The organism is Empedobacter sp. R750, assembly GCF_030324345.1.
GTDB classification, from domain to species: domain Bacteria; phylum Bacteroidota; class Bacteroidia; order Flavobacteriales; family Weeksellaceae; genus Empedobacter; species Empedobacter falsenii_C.
Genome location: NZ_JACAGF010000018.1, coordinates 1 through 16,385 on the forward strand (window position 1 = coordinate 1; position 16,385 = coordinate 16,385).

At 28.9% G+C, this 16,385-nt stretch carries 18 protein-coding genes; 7 read left to right on the forward strand and 11 right to left on the reverse strand.

From position 1 onward, the window contains the following. Positions 1–224 precede the first annotated feature (224 nt). Both HXZ74_RS14705 and HXZ74_RS14710 read left to right on the forward strand, forming a co-directional pair. Positions 225–914 carry a hypothetical protein gene (locus tag HXZ74_RS14705; RefSeq protein ID WP_286476073.1) on the forward strand — a complete coding sequence of 230 codons (690 nt, stop codon included), beginning with the start codon at positions 225–227 and terminating at the stop codon, positions 912–914. A 217-nt stretch (positions 915–1,131) separates the two neighbouring features. Next, entirely contained in the window at positions 1,132–1,908 is a 777-nt protein-coding gene (locus tag HXZ74_RS14710) for a 2OG-Fe(II) oxygenase (RefSeq protein ID WP_114998560.1), read from the forward strand. A gap of 26 nt (positions 1,909–1,934) precedes the next feature. Here HXZ74_RS14710 and HXZ74_RS14715 read toward each other — a convergent pair whose 3' ends face one another. The 6 genes from HXZ74_RS14715 to HXZ74_RS14740 form a co-directional block, all read right to left on the reverse strand. Continuing rightward, positions 1,935–3,020 carry a DUF1972 domain-containing protein gene (locus tag HXZ74_RS14715; RefSeq protein ID WP_114998558.1) on the reverse strand — a complete coding sequence of 362 codons (1,086 nt, stop codon included), beginning with the start codon at positions 3,018–3,020 and terminating at the stop codon, positions 1,935–1,937. Next, positions 3,020–4,198, reverse strand: a complete 1,179-nt coding sequence (locus HXZ74_RS14720; protein ID WP_286476075.1) for a glycosyltransferase family 4 protein — start codon at positions 4,196–4,198, stop codon at positions 3,020–3,022. Before HXZ74_RS14720 ends, HXZ74_RS14715 begins: the two co-directional genes overlap by 1 nt. After that, positions 4,182–5,423 carry a hypothetical protein gene (locus HXZ74_RS14725; protein WP_114998555.1) on the reverse strand — a complete coding sequence of 414 codons (1,242 nt, stop codon included), beginning with the start codon at positions 5,421–5,423 and terminating at the stop codon, positions 4,182–4,184. Before HXZ74_RS14725 ends, HXZ74_RS14720 begins: the two co-directional genes overlap by 17 nt. A gap of 7 nt (positions 5,424–5,430) precedes the next feature. Then, a complete protein-coding gene (locus tag HXZ74_RS14730) occupies positions 5,431–6,666 on the reverse strand; it encodes an oligosaccharide flippase family protein (protein ID WP_114998553.1) in 1,236 nt (411 codons plus the stop codon). Positions 6,667–6,675: 9 nt separating this feature from the next. Continuing rightward, a complete protein-coding gene (locus tag HXZ74_RS14735) occupies positions 6,676–7,461 on the reverse strand; it encodes a hypothetical protein (RefSeq protein ID WP_286476077.1) in 786 nt (261 codons plus the stop codon). Between the two features lie 333 nt (positions 7,462–7,794). Next, positions 7,795–7,983 carry a hypothetical protein gene (locus HXZ74_RS14740; RefSeq protein WP_038336022.1) on the reverse strand — a complete coding sequence of 63 codons (189 nt, stop codon included), beginning with the start codon at positions 7,981–7,983 and terminating at the stop codon, positions 7,795–7,797. A 39-nt stretch (positions 7,984–8,022) separates the two neighbouring features. On the opposite strand from HXZ74_RS14740, the gene HXZ74_RS14745 reads away from it, so the two are divergent. Further along, a complete protein-coding gene (locus HXZ74_RS14745) occupies positions 8,023–8,967 on the forward strand; it encodes a DUF6427 family protein (RefSeq protein WP_114998549.1) in 945 nt (314 codons plus the stop codon). Here the strand turns inward: HXZ74_RS14745 and HXZ74_RS14750 are convergent. Both HXZ74_RS14750 and queD read right to left on the reverse strand, forming a co-directional pair. After that, positions 8,902–9,729, reverse strand: a complete 828-nt coding sequence (locus HXZ74_RS14750) for a UDP-2,3-diacylglucosamine diphosphatase (protein WP_114998547.1) — start codon at positions 9,727–9,729, stop codon at positions 8,902–8,904. The two genes, HXZ74_RS14745 and HXZ74_RS14750, sit on opposite strands and share 66 nt — an antisense overlap. Beyond that, a complete protein-coding gene (gene queD, locus HXZ74_RS14755; RefSeq protein WP_180905560.1) occupies positions 9,705–10,157 on the reverse strand; it encodes a 6-carboxytetrahydropterin synthase QueD in 453 nt (150 codons plus the stop codon). Before queD ends, HXZ74_RS14750 begins: the two co-directional genes overlap by 25 nt. A gap of 34 nt (positions 10,158–10,191) precedes the next feature. On the opposite strand from queD, the gene HXZ74_RS14760 reads away from it, so the two are divergent. Together HXZ74_RS14760 and HXZ74_RS14765 are read left to right on the forward strand one after the other, a co-directional pair. Further along, the gene (locus HXZ74_RS14760) at positions 10,192–10,857 is read left to right on the forward strand and encodes a ComF family protein (protein ID WP_280035031.1); all 666 of its coding nucleotides are present in this window, start codon (positions 10,192–10,194) and stop codon (positions 10,855–10,857) included. A gap of 27 nt (positions 10,858–10,884) precedes the next feature. Continuing rightward, positions 10,885–12,642, forward strand: coding sequence for an Ig-like domain-containing domain (locus HXZ74_RS14765; RefSeq protein WP_286476079.1), 1,758 nt, complete (start codon positions 10,885–10,887; stop codon positions 12,640–12,642). Between the two features lie 20 nt (positions 12,643–12,662). Here the strand turns inward: HXZ74_RS14765 and HXZ74_RS14770 are convergent, their stop codons facing one another. The 3 genes from HXZ74_RS14770 to radA all read right to left on the reverse strand — a co-directional run bounded on the left by HXZ74_RS14770 (position 12,663) and on the right by radA (position 14,895). Continuing rightward, a complete protein-coding gene (locus HXZ74_RS14770; protein WP_280062275.1) occupies positions 12,663–13,073 on the reverse strand; it encodes a DUF2752 domain-containing protein in 411 nt (136 codons plus the stop codon). A 4-nt stretch (positions 13,074–13,077) separates the two neighbouring features. Then, a complete protein-coding gene (locus tag HXZ74_RS14775; RefSeq protein WP_280062274.1) occupies positions 13,078–13,455 on the reverse strand; it encodes a CD225/dispanin family protein in 378 nt (125 codons plus the stop codon). Between the two features lie 75 nt (positions 13,456–13,530). Further along, positions 13,531–14,895 carry a DNA repair protein RadA gene (radA, locus tag HXZ74_RS14780; protein ID WP_125349136.1) on the reverse strand — a complete coding sequence of 455 codons (1,365 nt, stop codon included), beginning with the start codon at positions 14,893–14,895 and terminating at the stop codon, positions 13,531–13,533. A gap of 198 nt (positions 14,896–15,093) precedes the next feature. Between radA and HXZ74_RS14785 the strand changes: the two genes are divergently transcribed. Together HXZ74_RS14785 and HXZ74_RS14790 are read left to right on the forward strand one after the other, a co-directional pair. After that, positions 15,094–15,903: a hypothetical protein gene (locus HXZ74_RS14785; protein ID WP_286476081.1), complete on the forward strand. Its 810-nt coding sequence runs from the start codon at positions 15,094–15,096 to the stop codon at positions 15,901–15,903. After that, positions 15,896–16,366 (forward strand): hypothetical protein, encoded by a 471-nt coding sequence (locus HXZ74_RS14790; protein ID WP_286476083.1) that lies wholly within the window; start codon positions 15,896–15,898, stop codon positions 16,364–16,366. Before HXZ74_RS14785 ends, HXZ74_RS14790 begins: the two co-directional genes overlap by 8 nt. Positions 16,367–16,385 lie beyond the last annotated feature (19 nt).

Sequence of the window (16,385 nt, forward strand, 5' to 3'; positions counted from 1 at the left end):
ATTTTTTATTCCTTTCATAATTGTAAGATAAGTATTATATACCTTTTCTTACTCTGGAACTTTCGTTAGGATATCCAATGTTATTTCTTGTAAGTAAATACTCTCAAAAATTAACAACTTATATATCATTATACTTTGTTATTATTTCCTTTCCATTGATGGGATCTTTTGCAAATTTATTAAAAGATCAAGATCAATTTCAGACTACAATTGTATATGATGTAATGTCAAAAACAGATTTGAATGGAAAATATTTAATTGTAGATGGTCAAGTACCGTGGTCAAGTCAATCAGAGAACTTAATTTATGGATATGATTTTATTAATTATTTACATATAAAATTTTTAGGAAATCAAAATTTTGGATTAGAGGAATTTTTTGTTTTGAAATCAAATAATTTATATAATATTAGTTTTCTTAAAGATAAAAGAAGAGAGGAGGTATTAAATAATAAAATGAACATTCCAATTATAAATAGAACAAGTTTCTACAATTTGAGAGCAGATGGAAAGCATGTTATTATAGATTTTAATAAAATAGATATTTTTATTCCGGAATTAATTAATATTGAATTAAAGCCATCAGAAAATGTTACTGGTAATTTTGATATTGTAACAAATGATAAAGAAATTTATTCTATAAAAGGTTGGGCAATTATTTTTGGAGCAAATAGTATTAAAGATAATGTGAAATTATTACTAATTGGAGGTTCAAAAATTTATGTATCTGAACTTTCTAAAGAGAAGAGATTAGATGTTAGTGAAGCAATGAATGGACAATATAATGACTCTGGTTTCTCAGGCAAAATAAATACTAATACAATGGACAAAGGAGTATATAAACTTGGGTTGATTATTGAAAATGAGAATGAGAAAAAAATCTTAATAAAAGACAATAAAATTACGGTTAAGTAAGAGTAATAAGTTTATGTATTTTTAATCATTGAAAATATGTATCTATTTTTGGGTTGGTCAAAGTTGCAAAAAGACTAAATTATAATTCTGTTCAAAAAATAATGAAATTACAATTATTAATTTAGAAATGAAGAGGGTTCAAAATAACCTTAATTATAAACAATAAAAGGCTAAATTTATAGTTATAAAATAATATCTAATCAAACAAAGAATTACTATGATTAATTTTGACATACTTGAAAAAAAATTAGATGAACTAAGGTTAGAATATCTAATAGCTAAACCGTATCCCCATCTTATTTTAGATAACTTTTGTGATGAAGAAAAACTAATAAAGGCATATAATAGTATTCCAGAATTAGATAATAAAAGTAGAGATTATGCTTTTGCAAATAACAAATTTGAGAAATCAAACTATAAAGTTTTAGGATCAGAGTTAGAAGAATTATATAAGGACTTATCTTCAGACCGTTTTAATAAAATATTGTCATATATTGTTAATAAAGACATATTTGTAGACCCTAAAAATCATGGAGGAGGATTGCATCAAGGTAAAAAGAATAGTTTCTTAGATATGCATTTAGATTTTAATTATCATCCAATAAATAAGAATTGGTATCGAGAATTAAATCTATTACTTTACTTAAATAAAGATTGGAAACCTGAATACAAGGGAGATTTGAAATTAGTTGATTTACGTACAGATGAACAAGCTGAAGTTGGAGTTCCATTTAATCGATTAATTATTCAACAATGCGCTCCATATACATTACATGGTTATGAAATGACCAATTTTCCTGAAGGGGTATATAGAACTTCTATTGCAACATATGCTTATCAAGAGCATAAAGTACATATTGAAGAACCTAGGACAACTGATTGGCATCCGAATGAAGATGCATCTTTTTTTAAGAAGCAATTAGCTAAAAACTATAATGTCTTAGTACAAACAAAAAATAAATTTTTTGGATCTGGAACTGCCAAAAATCAATAAAAAAAGGAAGATTTATCTTCCTTTTTTTATTGATTACTTTTCAAAAGATAATAATATTTTTCGTTAATCATATTCCAGCTAAATTCATTTTCTATAGCAGCTGTATTTTGATTAATTTTTTCTAATTCATTTTCTTTATCTAAAGTGTCATAAAGTTGTTTTACTTCATTTTTGTTAGAAAAATAAAATGCATTTTCTTTTAGAACACCTTTGTTAAATTCATTATTATTAGCACAAATTAAGCAGTTGGATGCCATTGCTTCTAATAATGAAGGGTTTGTACCACCAACAGAATGCCCATGAAAATATAAACGAGAATAATAACGAATATTGTTTAATTCTTCGAAATTATAGATACCTCCTGTAAAAATAATGTTAGAGAAAGCTTTATATTTTTCTTTTAAAAACTCACCGTATGGTGTTTCATGTTTTCCAATCACTAAAAAGGTTTCTTTTTTTGTAGAGGTAGCTACTCCGTCCAAAATCATTTCTAAGTTATTTTCGGGTTCAAATCGAGCAATTAACAAACTATACTTATTTTTTTCGATATTATATTTTTCTAAAATAGAATCATTAGGATTAATAAATATATCGGCACCGTAAGCAATATAAGTAGAATCTTTGTTGTATTTATTTTTCAGATAGGTTTGTATTCCTAAAGAATCTGCTATCAAATGATCAGAATGTTTCGCACCTAATTTTTCAGCATATTTAAGGAAGTTTTGTACTTTTTTGGAATATTTGCTACGTTTCCATTCTAATCCATCCATGTTGGTTATGATTTTAGCTTTTTTTGGCATTAACCACCACCATATGGTACTACTTGTGTAACCTAATTGTAAGATGATATCAAAATTGCGTTTGCGAGCATCTAAAATACAATTTAAGTCGTAGAGAAATTGTCCGGCAGTTCCCATTTTATCTTCAGGATCTTTGCAATGAATTAGTTTGACTCCGTTGAATATTTTTTCTTTGTATGGATGCAATGAAGAATTGTAGACATAAACATCTTCCCCTTTGTTTGTTAAATAAACGGCAAAAAACTCTGCAAATTGTTCAAATCCACCATGGTAGTTTGGTATACCTCGAGTTCCTAAGATGGCTATTTTCATTAAATTAGTTTTTTACAAATTATAGCAATATTATCAACATATCTGTCTACATTAAATTTTTCTAGCACAATTTTCTGTCCATTTTCTCCATAAAGAATTCGTTTTTCTTTATCTTCAGTTAATTCTTTCATAGCAGACACTAACTCTATTAAGTTGTTAGGTTCAAACTTTATTCCTGTAATGTTGTTGTCAACAATTTCTGTAAGTCCACCGTGATTAGCAACTATTACAGGTTTTTTAACCAACATAGCTTCAATAGCAACTAACCCAAATGACTCAGGTTCTTTAGAGGGAATAATAACAATATCCATAGCTTGCCAATAAGGATAGACATTATTGACAAAAGGAACAAATTTAACATGATTTGTTAGCTGATATTCTTTTATTTTTACTTCCATTTGATCTAAAAAATCTTCTTTTCCAGGAGCAGGAGATCCTACTAAAAGTAAATAACTGTTTGGGTATTCTTGATGAATTACTTGAAAAGCATCAATCAATATTTCAATTCCCTTTCTATCGCTAATTCTACCAATATTACCATAAATAAGACTGTCATGCGTTGAATTAGGAAATAGGGATAGTCTTAATTTATTTACATTTTCATTTGTTTCTATGATTGGATTTATATCAATTCCATTGTAGACCAAATTTGCTTTTTTTAATATTTTTGAATCTTCATTGACCCAGCATTTCATTGTAGATTTTGAATTGTAAATAACAGTATCAACTAGTCTAGATTTGATAAGTTTATAATATATTTTCACAAAAAGTTTTGGTGAGTGAATAATTTCATGACAATGCCAAATATGTTTTGTTTTAAACCAATAAGCATAGACATTTCCAAGCATTACACTAAAAGCATTTGTGTAAATTAATTTTACATTATTTTTTTTTACAATCTTTCTAAGTTTAATTACACTTAGAATAGAATCTTTTGCTAAACCAAGAAGATATTTTAAAGAAAACATCTTTTTATGAAGTTTAAGTACTGGGATATAGTGATATTCTATATTATATTTATCTAATTCTAAATTTAATAAACCAGGTTGTTGCATTATAACAATAGGATCAATATTGTAATTGGTTTTAAGACCAACAACTAAATCTAGCAATGTTTTATCAGATCCATATAATTCTGATGATTGATTAATGAATATAATTTTATGTCGTTTTTGCATTTTTCAGAATTTCATAATAAGCTAATAAACCTCCAACAAATAAAGATTTGTTATCTAATTTTAAATAAAAACCTAGGAATACTAAACTGGATACAAATAGGAATATACCAGTGCTATTGATAAGTAGCTTTATTGCATCTAATTTTGGTATAGCTGTTTTTTTCTTCATAAAAGTCAAGTAAAGAATAGAGGATGTGTATATAATCAATCCAAGTATTCCTGTTTTTAAAAAAATTGTTGTAAAACCATTGTGCAAAATAGGGGCATGTCTTACTTGTGTTCCATCATTTGTCCACATTAGAGAACCATAATTTACACTTGAACCAAATCCGCTACCTAGCCAGATTCCACTTTCATCTTTATTTAAAACTTGTAAAATCGTTATTTTAGTTTCATATGATCTAAAGTTATCATGAAACCTAGGTGAGTTATCGTTTACGACATAAGGATCATAAATCTCTTTTGGAGCATTTTTAATTTTGTATAAAAAATTCTCAAAACCTGTCGCACCTCTAGAAGGATTCATGTCATAAATTATTTTATAACCGAATGCTCCAATAATTATTAAACAAGTTAAAGTAATTATTTTAAAGCGATTTAATTGAAATAAGCCTAATAACCCACAGCACACAATAAACATTTGAATTAAATTGGTTCTTGCTAAATATAGACACAATGATATACTTATTATTGTAAGTAATATAAGTCTTTTTTGTAAAGAGAATTTTAAACCAAATTTTTTATGAAATAGTAGAATGATAACAGCAAATGTTTCAAAATCAGAAAAATAACCACCGTGATATCTAATCTCATTTACATAACGTATGTGATGAATAATAAAAGCATTTGCTAATATAGTGAGGTGAATAATTGCAATAACTAATGAGCAGTAAATAATGGTTGTGAAAAAATTATTATCCTTGCTTCTGAAGCATTGATAACCAATCAACAAGCCAACGATTGGTTTTATGAAATATGAAATATCTCTAATAATTTCGTATAAATTATAGTTATAATAAAAAGATCTTATTGTACCAAGTAATACTATAACAACAAAAAACGAACATAAAAACAAAATACTTTTCGAGTAGTATCTTTTTATAGTTACACATAATATAATCAACCATACAGCTAAACTTAATTCATAATTATTGATATACGAAAAACCTACTGCTATTAAAAACAACAGTTGATAAGGCCATTCGGATGATAATTTAATTTTCATAAAATTGTTAAGCTTTAATTTTTTTGATAATATTAATTGAATATAATGATATAATAATTAGCTCTACAGTAATCATTGAGATAAAAGCTCCTTTTAAACCATAATAATTAACAAAAAAGCTTAATAAAACAATCGATAATGAACACATCAAATAGATAATATGAGTATATGTTCTTGATAAATTTATTGCGAACATTAACTGTCTTAACGCTTGAGAAATAACTAATAAAATAGGAACAATTAATGCAATTTTTAAAATCTCTATAAAGGTTGATACATCTTTTGTGGTAATATGGAAATATGATAGTATAAAATTCTTTGAGAATAGAATTACAATAATACCAATGGTAATAAAGAATAAATTAGCAAGATGATATAACTTCCAAATTTTTAACCCTTTTTTTAAGTTCTGTTCTATGTCATAACAAACAGTTGGATAACTAAAATTGAAAAACATAAATGTGAAAGTCCTAAATACACTAAAAATTTGTTCGATTATACGATATAAACCAGCCATTGATGCTCCTGTAAAATACCCTACTATTAATATCGGAAAATACTGATAAATAGATAAACAAAACTCTGAAACACAAATGTTAAAATCTGCTCTCAAAGTTTGAATTCCTCTTTTGAAATTTATTTTCTTAAAACTTATTTTATACTCCTTTTTATAGAAAAATAGAAAAAATATATAAACAATAATCCCACTAGTTCCTAGATAAAAATTAGCCCATATGTAGTCATCTTGTTTTTTTATAAAGTAAAAAATGCAACCAATATAAATGATTTTTGAAATCACATTTAGAGAAGCAATTACTTTAAACTTTTCTAATCCTTGTAAAAACCAATTGGGATTAATCAATTGAGAAATAACAATAGGTAAGCTTAGAAGCAATAATTTTTTTTCGTAAAAATTGGGAAATATTAAGCTTCCAATTAAAAATAAACAAGAAATACAACCAAAAATGATAATTTTATAGGAATATGTATTACTAATTATATTATTTATATACCTGTTATTCTTTTTGTTAATTACAATATCTTTTGTTCCATTTAAATAAGAACTATAATCAACAATACAACATAATATTAAACTAATAGAAAATGCAATCCCAATTTTCCCTAACCCATCTTCTTTACATATATTCATTAAATAAGGCATCACAATTAAAGGGCTAATCAAATTAATTGATTGCCCAATTGCATAGACTATAAAATTGGTTATTTTAGTTGGGATTTTCATCCTAAAAAATTATTTTGTTTTTCTAGACAAAGAAAATAATAGAAATAAACCAATTAAAATCAAAGGGAATATAAGGTGATACTTACCATTAATGCCAGAAATATCAAGAATGTTTTCTGAATAATTTAATGGTGTTATAATATATTTTAGATTGTGTTGATGAACCTTTAACTGTTGAGCTTCTTCAACTAATTTTATTTTTTCTTGAATAAGACTATTTAATTGAGAGTCTCCATTAACTGAAATTGTAGAATTATTATTAGGAAACAAACTTGCTTTTTTTAAGATTCCATCAATTTGATAAATTGTAGAATCATTAATAGCAATTTTATCTTTTACATTTTGTAAAATTTCAATTCGAAAAACTTCATAAGTTTTACTTGTATTTAAATACTTAACAATATTACCTAAAACCTTTTCTTCAATTTTTTCATTTGAATTAATAGTAATCAAATGATTTGTGAAATTTTTGCTTGTAGAAGGATCTTCTGCAACTTTTTTAGCATCATCATTTTCAGATAGTGTTTTAAAAATTTCATAATAATTATTCTCTTGATTTAAAAAACTGTAAAGATTTGTAATCGGTTTTACACTAATTTTAGTAATCTTAGAAGTTTTATTTATCCCAATTTTATTTAAGAAAATAGTATCGTTCTGTTGAATTTTTGAGTTTAATAATATTATTTTTTCATTCAATAAATCAACTGAATTAAAGTTTGGAGTTACGATTATATTACTCTCATATTTTTCAGCATATCTATTATAAAAAAAGCCACCAATTCCTCCAATAATCAACAATGATATTAGAATAAGAATATTTTTCTTTATAAATAGAAATGTTTTGGGAATAAAACTCAATGTATTTTGTAAACCTTTTTTTATAGAGTTTGATACCTGCAATAAATCAATTTCATTATTCTCTTGTTGAGTAGAATTATTATCCATTTTATCGTGTATGTTTAGTTTTAGTAATTCAAAAAATTTAATTATCGATCTACAAGTCGTTCTTCTACAACGTAGAAAAATAGGATTTATTCTACGTTTAGGAGACAAAAAAAACCTCTTATAAAATTTATAAGAGGTTTTTCGAATTAATTCGAAAATATATTTTATACAATATAAGATAAATTATCTTTCGTATCTTTTTTCATTTTCGGTTCCAAAGCTAGCGATTTTATATAACCACCATCCAAGTAATGCGCATCCGATGAATGTAAATAACCATCCAAAGATAACACCAACTGGAGATAATAAGTTTTCAAAAGTCCATTTGAAAATATCACCAATCGCAAAAAATAAATCAGTTATAACTCCCATATTCTAGTTTATTGCTTAATTTGCATCAAAGTTAATAAAATGTTGGTTAATCTACTTGACAAAAGGAATTTTTTTATACAGATTTTTATCATTGTGCTGTTTACATTGCTTGGAGCAACGAATTTTAACAGTATTGATCTGAGTAATTTAGAAAAATTAGGCGTAGTCCTGACGATTTTGACGATTGCTTTTGTGGGGTATATCGACAATACAAATGATTTAATTTCGACTTCTTCCTACCCAACTTTTACTTACATTTTGTGGATAATGCCTTTTATTGCAGGTTTATCAGATTATAGAATTGCTGGAAGTTTGTTGCTTGTGACTTATGTAACAGTGCAATTACTCTATTTTGAGTCCGAAAAAAACGATACGTACAATGCTTTTGATATAGGCGTTTTCATGAGTTTTGCAATACTATTAAGTCCGCCACTTATTTTCTTAGGAATTGTAGTTTTCACTTATTTCTTAACTTTAAGAGTTGTAGAACCAAAAATTCCTATTCTTGGTTTTCTAGGATTTATTCTTCCAATATTAATCGTTGCTCAAGTAAGTTTTCTGCTTGATTATTACTTTATGTTCGATTTTTATAAAGAACAATTGATGTTAACAATAGTGCATTTCGAATGGAAACAATTGTTTTTAGTTCCCATTGTAATTATTCTAATTTATTCAATTATTAATCATTTTAAGAATGTGAATAAATTGACAGCACAAAAGAAACGAATCTTTTTGTTGATGCATTTTATGTTTGGAACAATGTTGATTACGTATATTCTTTACGGAGGAAATAACGATGCTTATCTTGCCTTCTTAGGTTTTAGCATTATGTTGATGTTAACAAGATATTTTAGCGAAAGCAAACCCAAAATAGAATGGCTAAAAGAGGCATTTCTTTGGGTTTTTATGATTTGCTTGCTAATCTATAATTTTTATGATAGAATCCCGAGATTCTTCTCCTTGATTACGGAGGTAAGTTTTTAATTCGAATTCTTTTCCATCAAAAATACCATAAGTAAAGTAGTTAATCCAATCGCCAAGATTGATATGACGCGCTTTGCCTATCGCAATCTCCATTGGTAAATGTCGATGTCCATAAATTAGATAATCGTAGTATTTTCGATGCAATTGTTTACGGCTATACATGATTAACCATTCGTTGTCAACGCCCAAAAAATTAACATCTTCATCACCCGAAATCATTTTATTTTTTCGCGAAGCTGTAATTCCCAACCACATTGCCAAATCGGGATGAAGTAGATAAAAAAGAAATTGACAAACTTTGTTAGTAAAGACCTTTTTCATTCGTTTGTAGCCTTTATCGCCAGGTCCTTTTCCGTCACCATGTACAATAAAAAAATCTTTTCCATTGATGATAAAATCTTGTTTGTCTCGAAAAACAATTGCATTGATTTGTTCTTCCAAATAATCTTTCATCCATAAATCATGGTTTCCAACAAAGAAATAAATTGGAATTCCACGATCAGAAATTTCGGCTAATTTTCCTAAAACACGTACAAATCCTTTCGGAACAACGTGTTTATATTCGAACCAAAAATCGAATAAATCGCCAATCAAAAATAAAACACCACAATCGTCTTTTATTTCGTCAAGCCATTTTACAAACAATTTTTCGCGCACCAAACTATCTTTTTCATTCGGAGCACCAAAGTGATGATCCGAAGAAAAATAGGCTTTTTTACCAGCTTCTAACTGAATGTTTATTGGTTGTCCTCCGCTAACCATTCTGCATAAGAATTTTCAGTTTCGTGTAATTTCAAAGCAACCAAATCGATATTCGTTGGTAAAAGTGGTTTAATTTTATCCACAATCCACAAAATCATGTTTTCAGCAGATGGTTGATAATCTGTAAAAACAACATTGTGTCCTTCTGCTAATAATTTTTCTCCTAATGTTTTGTGAGGCGAATTTTCGTTCAATAAAATGGCGTGATCAAAAAGATTAACAATTTCTTTGTTCACAATTTTTTTCAAATCCCCAAAATCCATCACCATTCCAAGTTTCACATCGTTTGTGTCCTCAGAAGGCGTTCCTTTCACAGTTACAAATAATTTGTACGAATGTCCATGTATATTTTTACACTTTCCGTCATAACCATGCAAAGCATGTGCAGTTTCGAACGTAAAAGCTTTTGTAAGTCGAATGATTTTCATTAAATTTAGTACTAAACTTTAATTTGCAAAGGTAATGGAAATCAAAACAATCGTAAATTCTTTGGTTGATTTATTTTTTCCGATGCGTTGTTTGGATTGTCAAGACGTCATTCAACCTTCGCAATTTCTGTGTGTTTCGTGCTCAACCAAACTTGTTTTTACGCATTTTAATTTTGATCAAAATAATCGAGCTTATGATAAATTGAGAAATTTTTGCGAGGTCGAAAACGCTTTTTCTTTGTTAGAATTTAAACATCATAATACAACGCAAGCCATTTTACACGAAATGAAATATAGGAATCGTCCAGAAATTGGAATTGATTTAGCGCAATTGATTAAGTTTGATTTGAGTGATTATGACGGAATTATTCCGATTCCATTGCATTCAAAACGATTGAAAACAAGAGGCTACAATCAAGTAGAAAATTTTGCACTAACGTTGGCTGAAATCAACCAGATAAATTATTTTTCGGATGGATTAATCCGAACTAAATACAATTCATCTCAAGTAAATGAAGACAAAAAACACCGATTGGAAAATTTGAAAGATGCGTTTGAAATCAATCCAAATCTTAAACCTGGACATTATATTTTGATTGATGATGTCTTAACAACTGGTGCAACAATTGCATCGGCAATAAAAAAGTTTAATCTTTCTGAAAATTTTAAGATAAGTGTAATTACCATTGCTTGTGCTTAATAACAAGCTTTTTCTTAACTTGCGCCCATGAATAAGACGACACGTTTTTCGCTTTTGATGTTAACCATTTTGACGGTTATTTCTTGTGCAAGACAAGGTTCACCAACAGGAGGACCTAAAGATGAAACTCCGCCAGTTTTCCTAAAAGCTGATCCAGATACATTGGCTACGAATGTAGATGTCAATTTGCAAGAGGCTACAATCAACTTTGATGAGTATATTCTTCTGAAAGAATACAGTAAAAATGTGGTTGTTTCGCCATCGTTTCAGATTCCTCCAATTGTGACGCCGCAAGCTTTAGCGAAGAAGAATATTTCGATTAAATTTCAAGAACCATTGTTACCAAATACAACATATAGTTTCAATTTTGGTGATGCGATTCAAGATTTTAACGAAAATAATAAGTTATCAAACTTTCAATATGTTTTTTCGACAGGTAGTTTTATCGATTCGTTGAAGGTAACAGGTCGTGTAAATTCGTCTTATGATTTCAAATTACCAGAAAAGATATTGGTCGGGCTATATAAAGTAGATAGTACATACAAAGACAGTATCATTCTGCAAAAGAAACCATATTACATTGCGAGAGCCAATGATAAAGGAGAATATCAATTAAATTATTTGGCTTCGGGTAAGTATAAATTAATTGCTTTTGAGGATAAGGTAGAAAATGTGATGTACGATTATGGAAAAGAGCGTTTGGCTTTTCATAACGAACCAATTGAGCTGAATGCGAATCAACAAATCAACTTGAATTTATTCAATCAAAAACCAGATTATCGTAAACCTGAAGCGAGTTTTAAACAAGAAGGTTTAATTGTTTTTAAAACGACAGGAGCAACGGATGATGTTACGATAACGCCGGTTGGGAAAGAATTCAAAACGGCTTATATTCAGAAGTTTCCAAGACAAGATTCGATTAATTTTTGGTTCAATCCAAAGGTGGATACAATTGTAGGAAGAAGTGCAAAATTGAACTTCAAGGTTCAACATAAAGATCAAATTGATGAAGTAAGTGCATTATATTCAAAATCGAATACAGAACGAAAATTAGAATTTAAAGCATTAAATGATCAAAAATTAGCACCAAATAAACCATTTAAAATTCAGGCAAATGCGCCAATAAAATCATTGGATTTATCTAAAATTTATGTGTTTAAAGATACAGTTTCAATTCCATTCAAAGTTTCCATTGATACAGTGAATGCACAGAACTTGAATTTTGCTTTTGAGAAAAATTTGGATGAAAAATTTGAAGTTAATATCTATCCAAATGCTTTGACAGATGTGTTAGGAGAGAAGAATGATACGCTTGCTTATCCAATAAAAATGGGAACGCGTGGCGATTTTGGACATTTAAAATTAACGCTTCAAAATACTCCAAGCAAACCATTTATCTTACAATTTCTAAAAACAGATAAAGACTTTACAGTGATTGAAGAATTATATAATCCAGCAAATAAAAACTATTTCGAATTCAACTTTATTGAACCAGGAGAATATTTGTTCCGTTTATTGGTTGATGAAAATGAAAATGGAAAATGGGATACAGGCGATTATTTATCAGGTAAACAGCCCGAACCAATTTATTTGTATCCAGAGCCAATCAAAATTAGAGCGATGTGGGATGCGACTGAAACATGGGTTTTAGGTGAGGCAAATCAACCCGTTTCTTTACCAAATGATGACAAAGATTCGGACAAAAATAGAATACGTCGAGGAGAATTGAAAGAAGGCGAGGAGCGCCAAAATCTACGAACAACAAATAAGAAATCAGAGGAATAGTTCTCTGATTTTTTTTGATTCTAACTTTCTGGTGCTAAATATATAAAAGGAGAAATAGGAATATTTCTCAAAATAGAATAAACCAAAAGGAAGATTAAGAAATTTCGCGCAAAACTTGCAGGGAGATGTAATTTGCCTGACATTGGTTTGCCTAAAAAAATATTTCCAACAATAGCATAATACAATTGTACACAAATGTAAAGTGCAAAAGGCAAAATAAGATTGTAACGTAAGGATTGTAAAAGATGTCCGTGAACAAGCAAGGAAAAAGCGCGCTGACCACCACAGCCAGGACACCACAAACCTGTTATTTCATGAAACATACATTTGATAGAAAACGGACTTTGGTTGCTGTAATAACTATAAAAATAGACAATTACCAAAATGGGTAAAAGCGTTGCTAGTCCATAAACCAAAATCCGTTTTATCATATGATTAATTTCCGTTAGAGCTTTCTAAAATACTTTTATATTGCTCCATATAAGCATCCATACCTCCTGTAATTAACATCACAACATTAATAATAACACCGATTACGCCTAAACCAATTGCAATGTAAGCTAATAATTTAGAATTTTTAGCTGCTTGTTCAGCACCTGTATAATCACCAATATTGTGTTTTGTATTCACTTGATTTGCAAAAACAATTGCAATAATACCCACAATAGTACCGATGCAACAAGGAGAACAAAGCCCTAAAACAGTACCGATGATGGCCAAGACAAGGTTGTTTTCTGGTTTTGGTTTAATTTCTTCAAAAGAAGATTGTTGAGGTTGATTAAAATCTTGAGTAGATTGGTTAGAATAATCCATAATAATGTTTTTTAGTTTCGAATAAAAATAGAAAAAATAATGTATAAATCAAGTGTTTATAAAATATTTAATATTCTATTGAAATAGCATACGATATAAATCTTCAACTTTTGAGATTCTAACGATTCGAATTCCAAAATCTGTATCTTTTATTTTATTGTATTTTGAAACAAAAATTGCGTCAAAACCTAATTTTTCAGCTTCGGTAATGCGTTGTTCAACACGATTTACAGCTCTAATTTCTCCACTCAAACCAACTTCTCCCGCAAAACAACAATTATCTGGAACAGCAGAATCTTCACTTGATGAAAGAATTGCCGCAATAACAGCCAAATCAATTGCAGGATCATCCACTCGAATTCCACCTGTAATATTCAAGAAAACATCTTTCATATTCAATCGAAAACCTGCACGTTTTTCTAAAACTGCTAACAACATATTCAATCGTTTGGCATCAAAACCAGTCGCAGTACGTTGTGGAGTTCCATAAACTGCCGTTGAAACCAAAGCTTGAATTTCAATCAACATCGGGCGAACACCTTCCAAAGTCGCTGCTATTGCATTTCCGCTTAGTAATTCATCTTTCTTCGTGATTAACACTTCAGATGGATTTGTGACCTCTCTCAAACCAGCGCCTTGCATTTCGTAAATTCCAATTTCGGCAGTTGAGCCAAAACGGTTTTTATTTGCGCGTAAAATTCGGTAAATATGGTTGCGATCGCCTTCAAATTGTAATACAACATCTACCATATGTTCCAAAATTTTTGGTCCAGCAATTACACCTTCTTTCGTAATATGACCAATTAAAATAATCGGTGTATTAGTTTCTTTCGCATATTGAATCAACTCAAAAGTTGTTTCTCGAATTTGCGAAATACTTCCTGGAGATGATTCTACATAAGTGGTTTGAAGCGTTTGTACAGAATCGACAACAATCAGTTGAGGTTGAATTTCTTTGGCATGCGCAAATATTTTTTGCGTATTAGTTTCGGGTAAAATAAAACATTGATCCGATTCAATTCCGATTCGTTCGGCACGAAGTTTTACTTGCGAAACAGATTCTTCTCCAGATACATATAAGATTTTAATCGTATCTAACTTTAAGGCAACTTGCAACATCAATGTCGATTTTCCAACACCAGGTTCTCCACCAACCAAAATCACTGATCCAGGAACAATTCCACCACCTAAAACCCTGTCTAATTCTTGGTTTTTCGTTGAAATTCTTATTTCTCCTAATGGATTTATTTCGCGAATATTCAGGGCAAAAGTTTTTTCTTTTTTGTCCGATTTATCTTTCCACGATTTTTTTTCGTCGCCTTTGTCTACAATTTCTTCAACAATGGTATTCCATTCGCCACAACTTTTGCATTGTCCCATCCATTGCGCGGTTTGCGTGCCACAGTTTTGGCAGAAATATGTAGTTTTTGTTTTAGCCATAGTTTCAAATTTAGACAAAAATAATGTTTTATCGCGACAAGATATGGAGTTATAAGTGTGAAAAATTTTAATACAACAACTAAAAAACGTTAATAATAATTTACTTTTTTAACAAATTATCAACTTTAGATAAAGTTGAGTTAAATATTGATTTTCAATCATTTTCTCGATTATTTTTAATCATGTTTTAAAATGCCAATGAAAAGAACTTTACTTCTTAGCTTTTTTTATATTTTTTGTATTTCTGCCAATGCACAATCGACTTTAATTTCGGGGAAAATTATGGTAGATAATGCGGATGAAATCGTTAATCTTGATGATTTTGTAATCGAAAATTTAACGTCAAATGCACGAACAAAATCAAATGAAAAAGGTCTTTTTTCGATTCGAGTTCAGCCAAACGATGTTTTACTTTTCAAACAAATAGGAATTGAAGAACGTCAGCTTAAGATTTCTGAATCAATGATTAGAAAGGGTTTTATAGACGTTCATCTAAATGTTGAAGTGATAGAATTATCCGAAACGAAAATAAAACCGCTTAAAAAGAATTGGAAAGAAAATATTAGCAAAGAAGAAACGCAAAGCGAAAAAATCAATAAAAGTTTAGGTATTAATGAAGAGTTTAAAAATGATATGGTGAAAGCCTATTTTGCTTCGGAATATCTTCGAAAATTAAGAGTTCCCATTCGTTATGAAAATGTGATGGGTTTGATAGAGCAATATTCGGACAAAGAAGTGCAGACGTATAAACATTTTCTGAAAAAGAAAAACCTTGATAAATATGATAAAATCATTCAGCTCAAAGATTATTTCACCGAATATTATTTTGAGCATGATTTGAAAATTCCAAAAGGAAATATTCTTGATTTTATTCATTATTGCTTTGTTGAGTTTAAGTTAGAACCACTTTTAAAAGCAAATAATTATGATAAAATCACTTTAATTTTCGAAGAACAAGCACCAAATTATCTTTCTACTATCAACCAAAAAACAATCGAATATGAATAAATTTTTATTCTTTTTATTAATCATTTCATCAAGTTATCTTCAAGCACAAAGCACTTTAATCACAGGAAAAATTATTGTGGATGATACAGAAGAAGTTATTGATTTGGAAGGAACTTCGATTGAAAACTTAACGACAAAAGCCAAAACAAAAGCAAATAATGTTGGCTTATTTTCGATAAATGTGAATTTGAATGATGAATTGTTAATCAAACATACGGGAATTGAAGAAAGAAAATTGAAAGTTTCGGAAACTATGATAATGAAAGGTTTTGTGACGATTCACGTAAATATTGAAGTGATAGAATTGAAAGAAGCAAATATCTCGAAATTAGATAAAAATTCGCTCAAAAATTTGGGAAAAGAAAAATCATTTCAAGAAAAATTGAATGATGAAGCGGGGTTTACTTCTCTAGAATTTAAAGCGGAACTGAATCTTAAACATGATGAAGAAATGGTAAAATAGAACGATTAAACAAGTTGGT

What these genes read in the sequence shown, in the direction of transcription:
- HXZ74_RS14705 (WP_286476073.1), top strand. Translation starts at nt 225, where the DNA reads ATGTCAAAAACAGATTTGAATGGAAAATATTTAATTGTAGATGGTCAA.
- HXZ74_RS14775 (WP_280062274.1), bottom strand. Translation starts at nt 13,455, where the DNA reads ATGGATTATTCTAACCAATCTACTCAAGATTTTAATCAACCTCAACAA.
- HXZ74_RS14725 (WP_114998555.1), bottom strand. Translation starts at nt 5,423, where the DNA reads ATGAAAATTAAATTATCATCCGAATGGCCTTATCAACTGTTGTTTTTA.
- HXZ74_RS14730 (WP_114998553.1), bottom strand. Translation starts at nt 6,666, where the DNA reads ATGAAAATCCCAACTAAAATAACCAATTTTATAGTCTATGCAATTGGG.
- radA (WP_125349136.1), bottom strand. Translation starts at nt 14,895, where the DNA reads ATGGCTAAAACAAAAACTACATATTTCTGCCAAAACTGTGGCACGCAA.
- HXZ74_RS14770 (WP_280062275.1), bottom strand. Translation starts at nt 13,073, where the DNA reads ATGATAAAACGGATTTTGGTTTATGGACTAGCAACGCTTTTACCCATT.
- HXZ74_RS14720 (WP_286476075.1), bottom strand. Translation starts at nt 4,198, where the DNA reads ATGCAAAAACGACATAAAATTATATTCATTAATCAATCATCAGAATTA.
- HXZ74_RS14765 (WP_286476079.1), top strand. Translation starts at nt 10,885, where the DNA reads ATGAATAAGACGACACGTTTTTCGCTTTTGATGTTAACCATTTTGACG.
- HXZ74_RS14740 (WP_038336022.1), bottom strand. Translation starts at nt 7,983, where the DNA reads ATGGGAGTTATAACTGATTTATTTTTTGCGATTGGTGATATTTTCAAA.
- HXZ74_RS14715 (WP_114998558.1), bottom strand. Translation starts at nt 3,020, where the DNA reads ATGAAAATAGCCATCTTAGGAACTCGAGGTATACCAAACTACCATGGT.
- HXZ74_RS14745 (WP_114998549.1), top strand. Translation starts at nt 8,023, where the DNA reads ATGTTGGTTAATCTACTTGACAAAAGGAATTTTTTTATACAGATTTTT.
- HXZ74_RS14710 (WP_114998560.1), top strand. Translation starts at nt 1,132, where the DNA reads ATGATTAATTTTGACATACTTGAAAAAAAATTAGATGAACTAAGGTTA.
- HXZ74_RS14750 (WP_114998547.1), bottom strand. Translation starts at nt 9,729, where the DNA reads ATGGTTAGCGGAGGACAACCAATAAACATTCAGTTAGAAGCTGGTAAA.
- queD (WP_180905560.1), bottom strand. Translation starts at nt 10,157, where the DNA reads ATGAAAATCATTCGACTTACAAAAGCTTTTACGTTCGAAACTGCACAT.
- HXZ74_RS14790 (WP_286476083.1), top strand. Translation starts at nt 15,896, where the DNA reads ATGAATAAATTTTTATTCTTTTTATTAATCATTTCATCAAGTTATCTT.
- HXZ74_RS14760 (WP_280035031.1), top strand. Translation starts at nt 10,192, where the DNA reads ATGGAAATCAAAACAATCGTAAATTCTTTGGTTGATTTATTTTTTCCG.
- HXZ74_RS14785 (WP_286476081.1), top strand. Translation starts at nt 15,094, where the DNA reads ATGAAAAGAACTTTACTTCTTAGCTTTTTTTATATTTTTTGTATTTCT.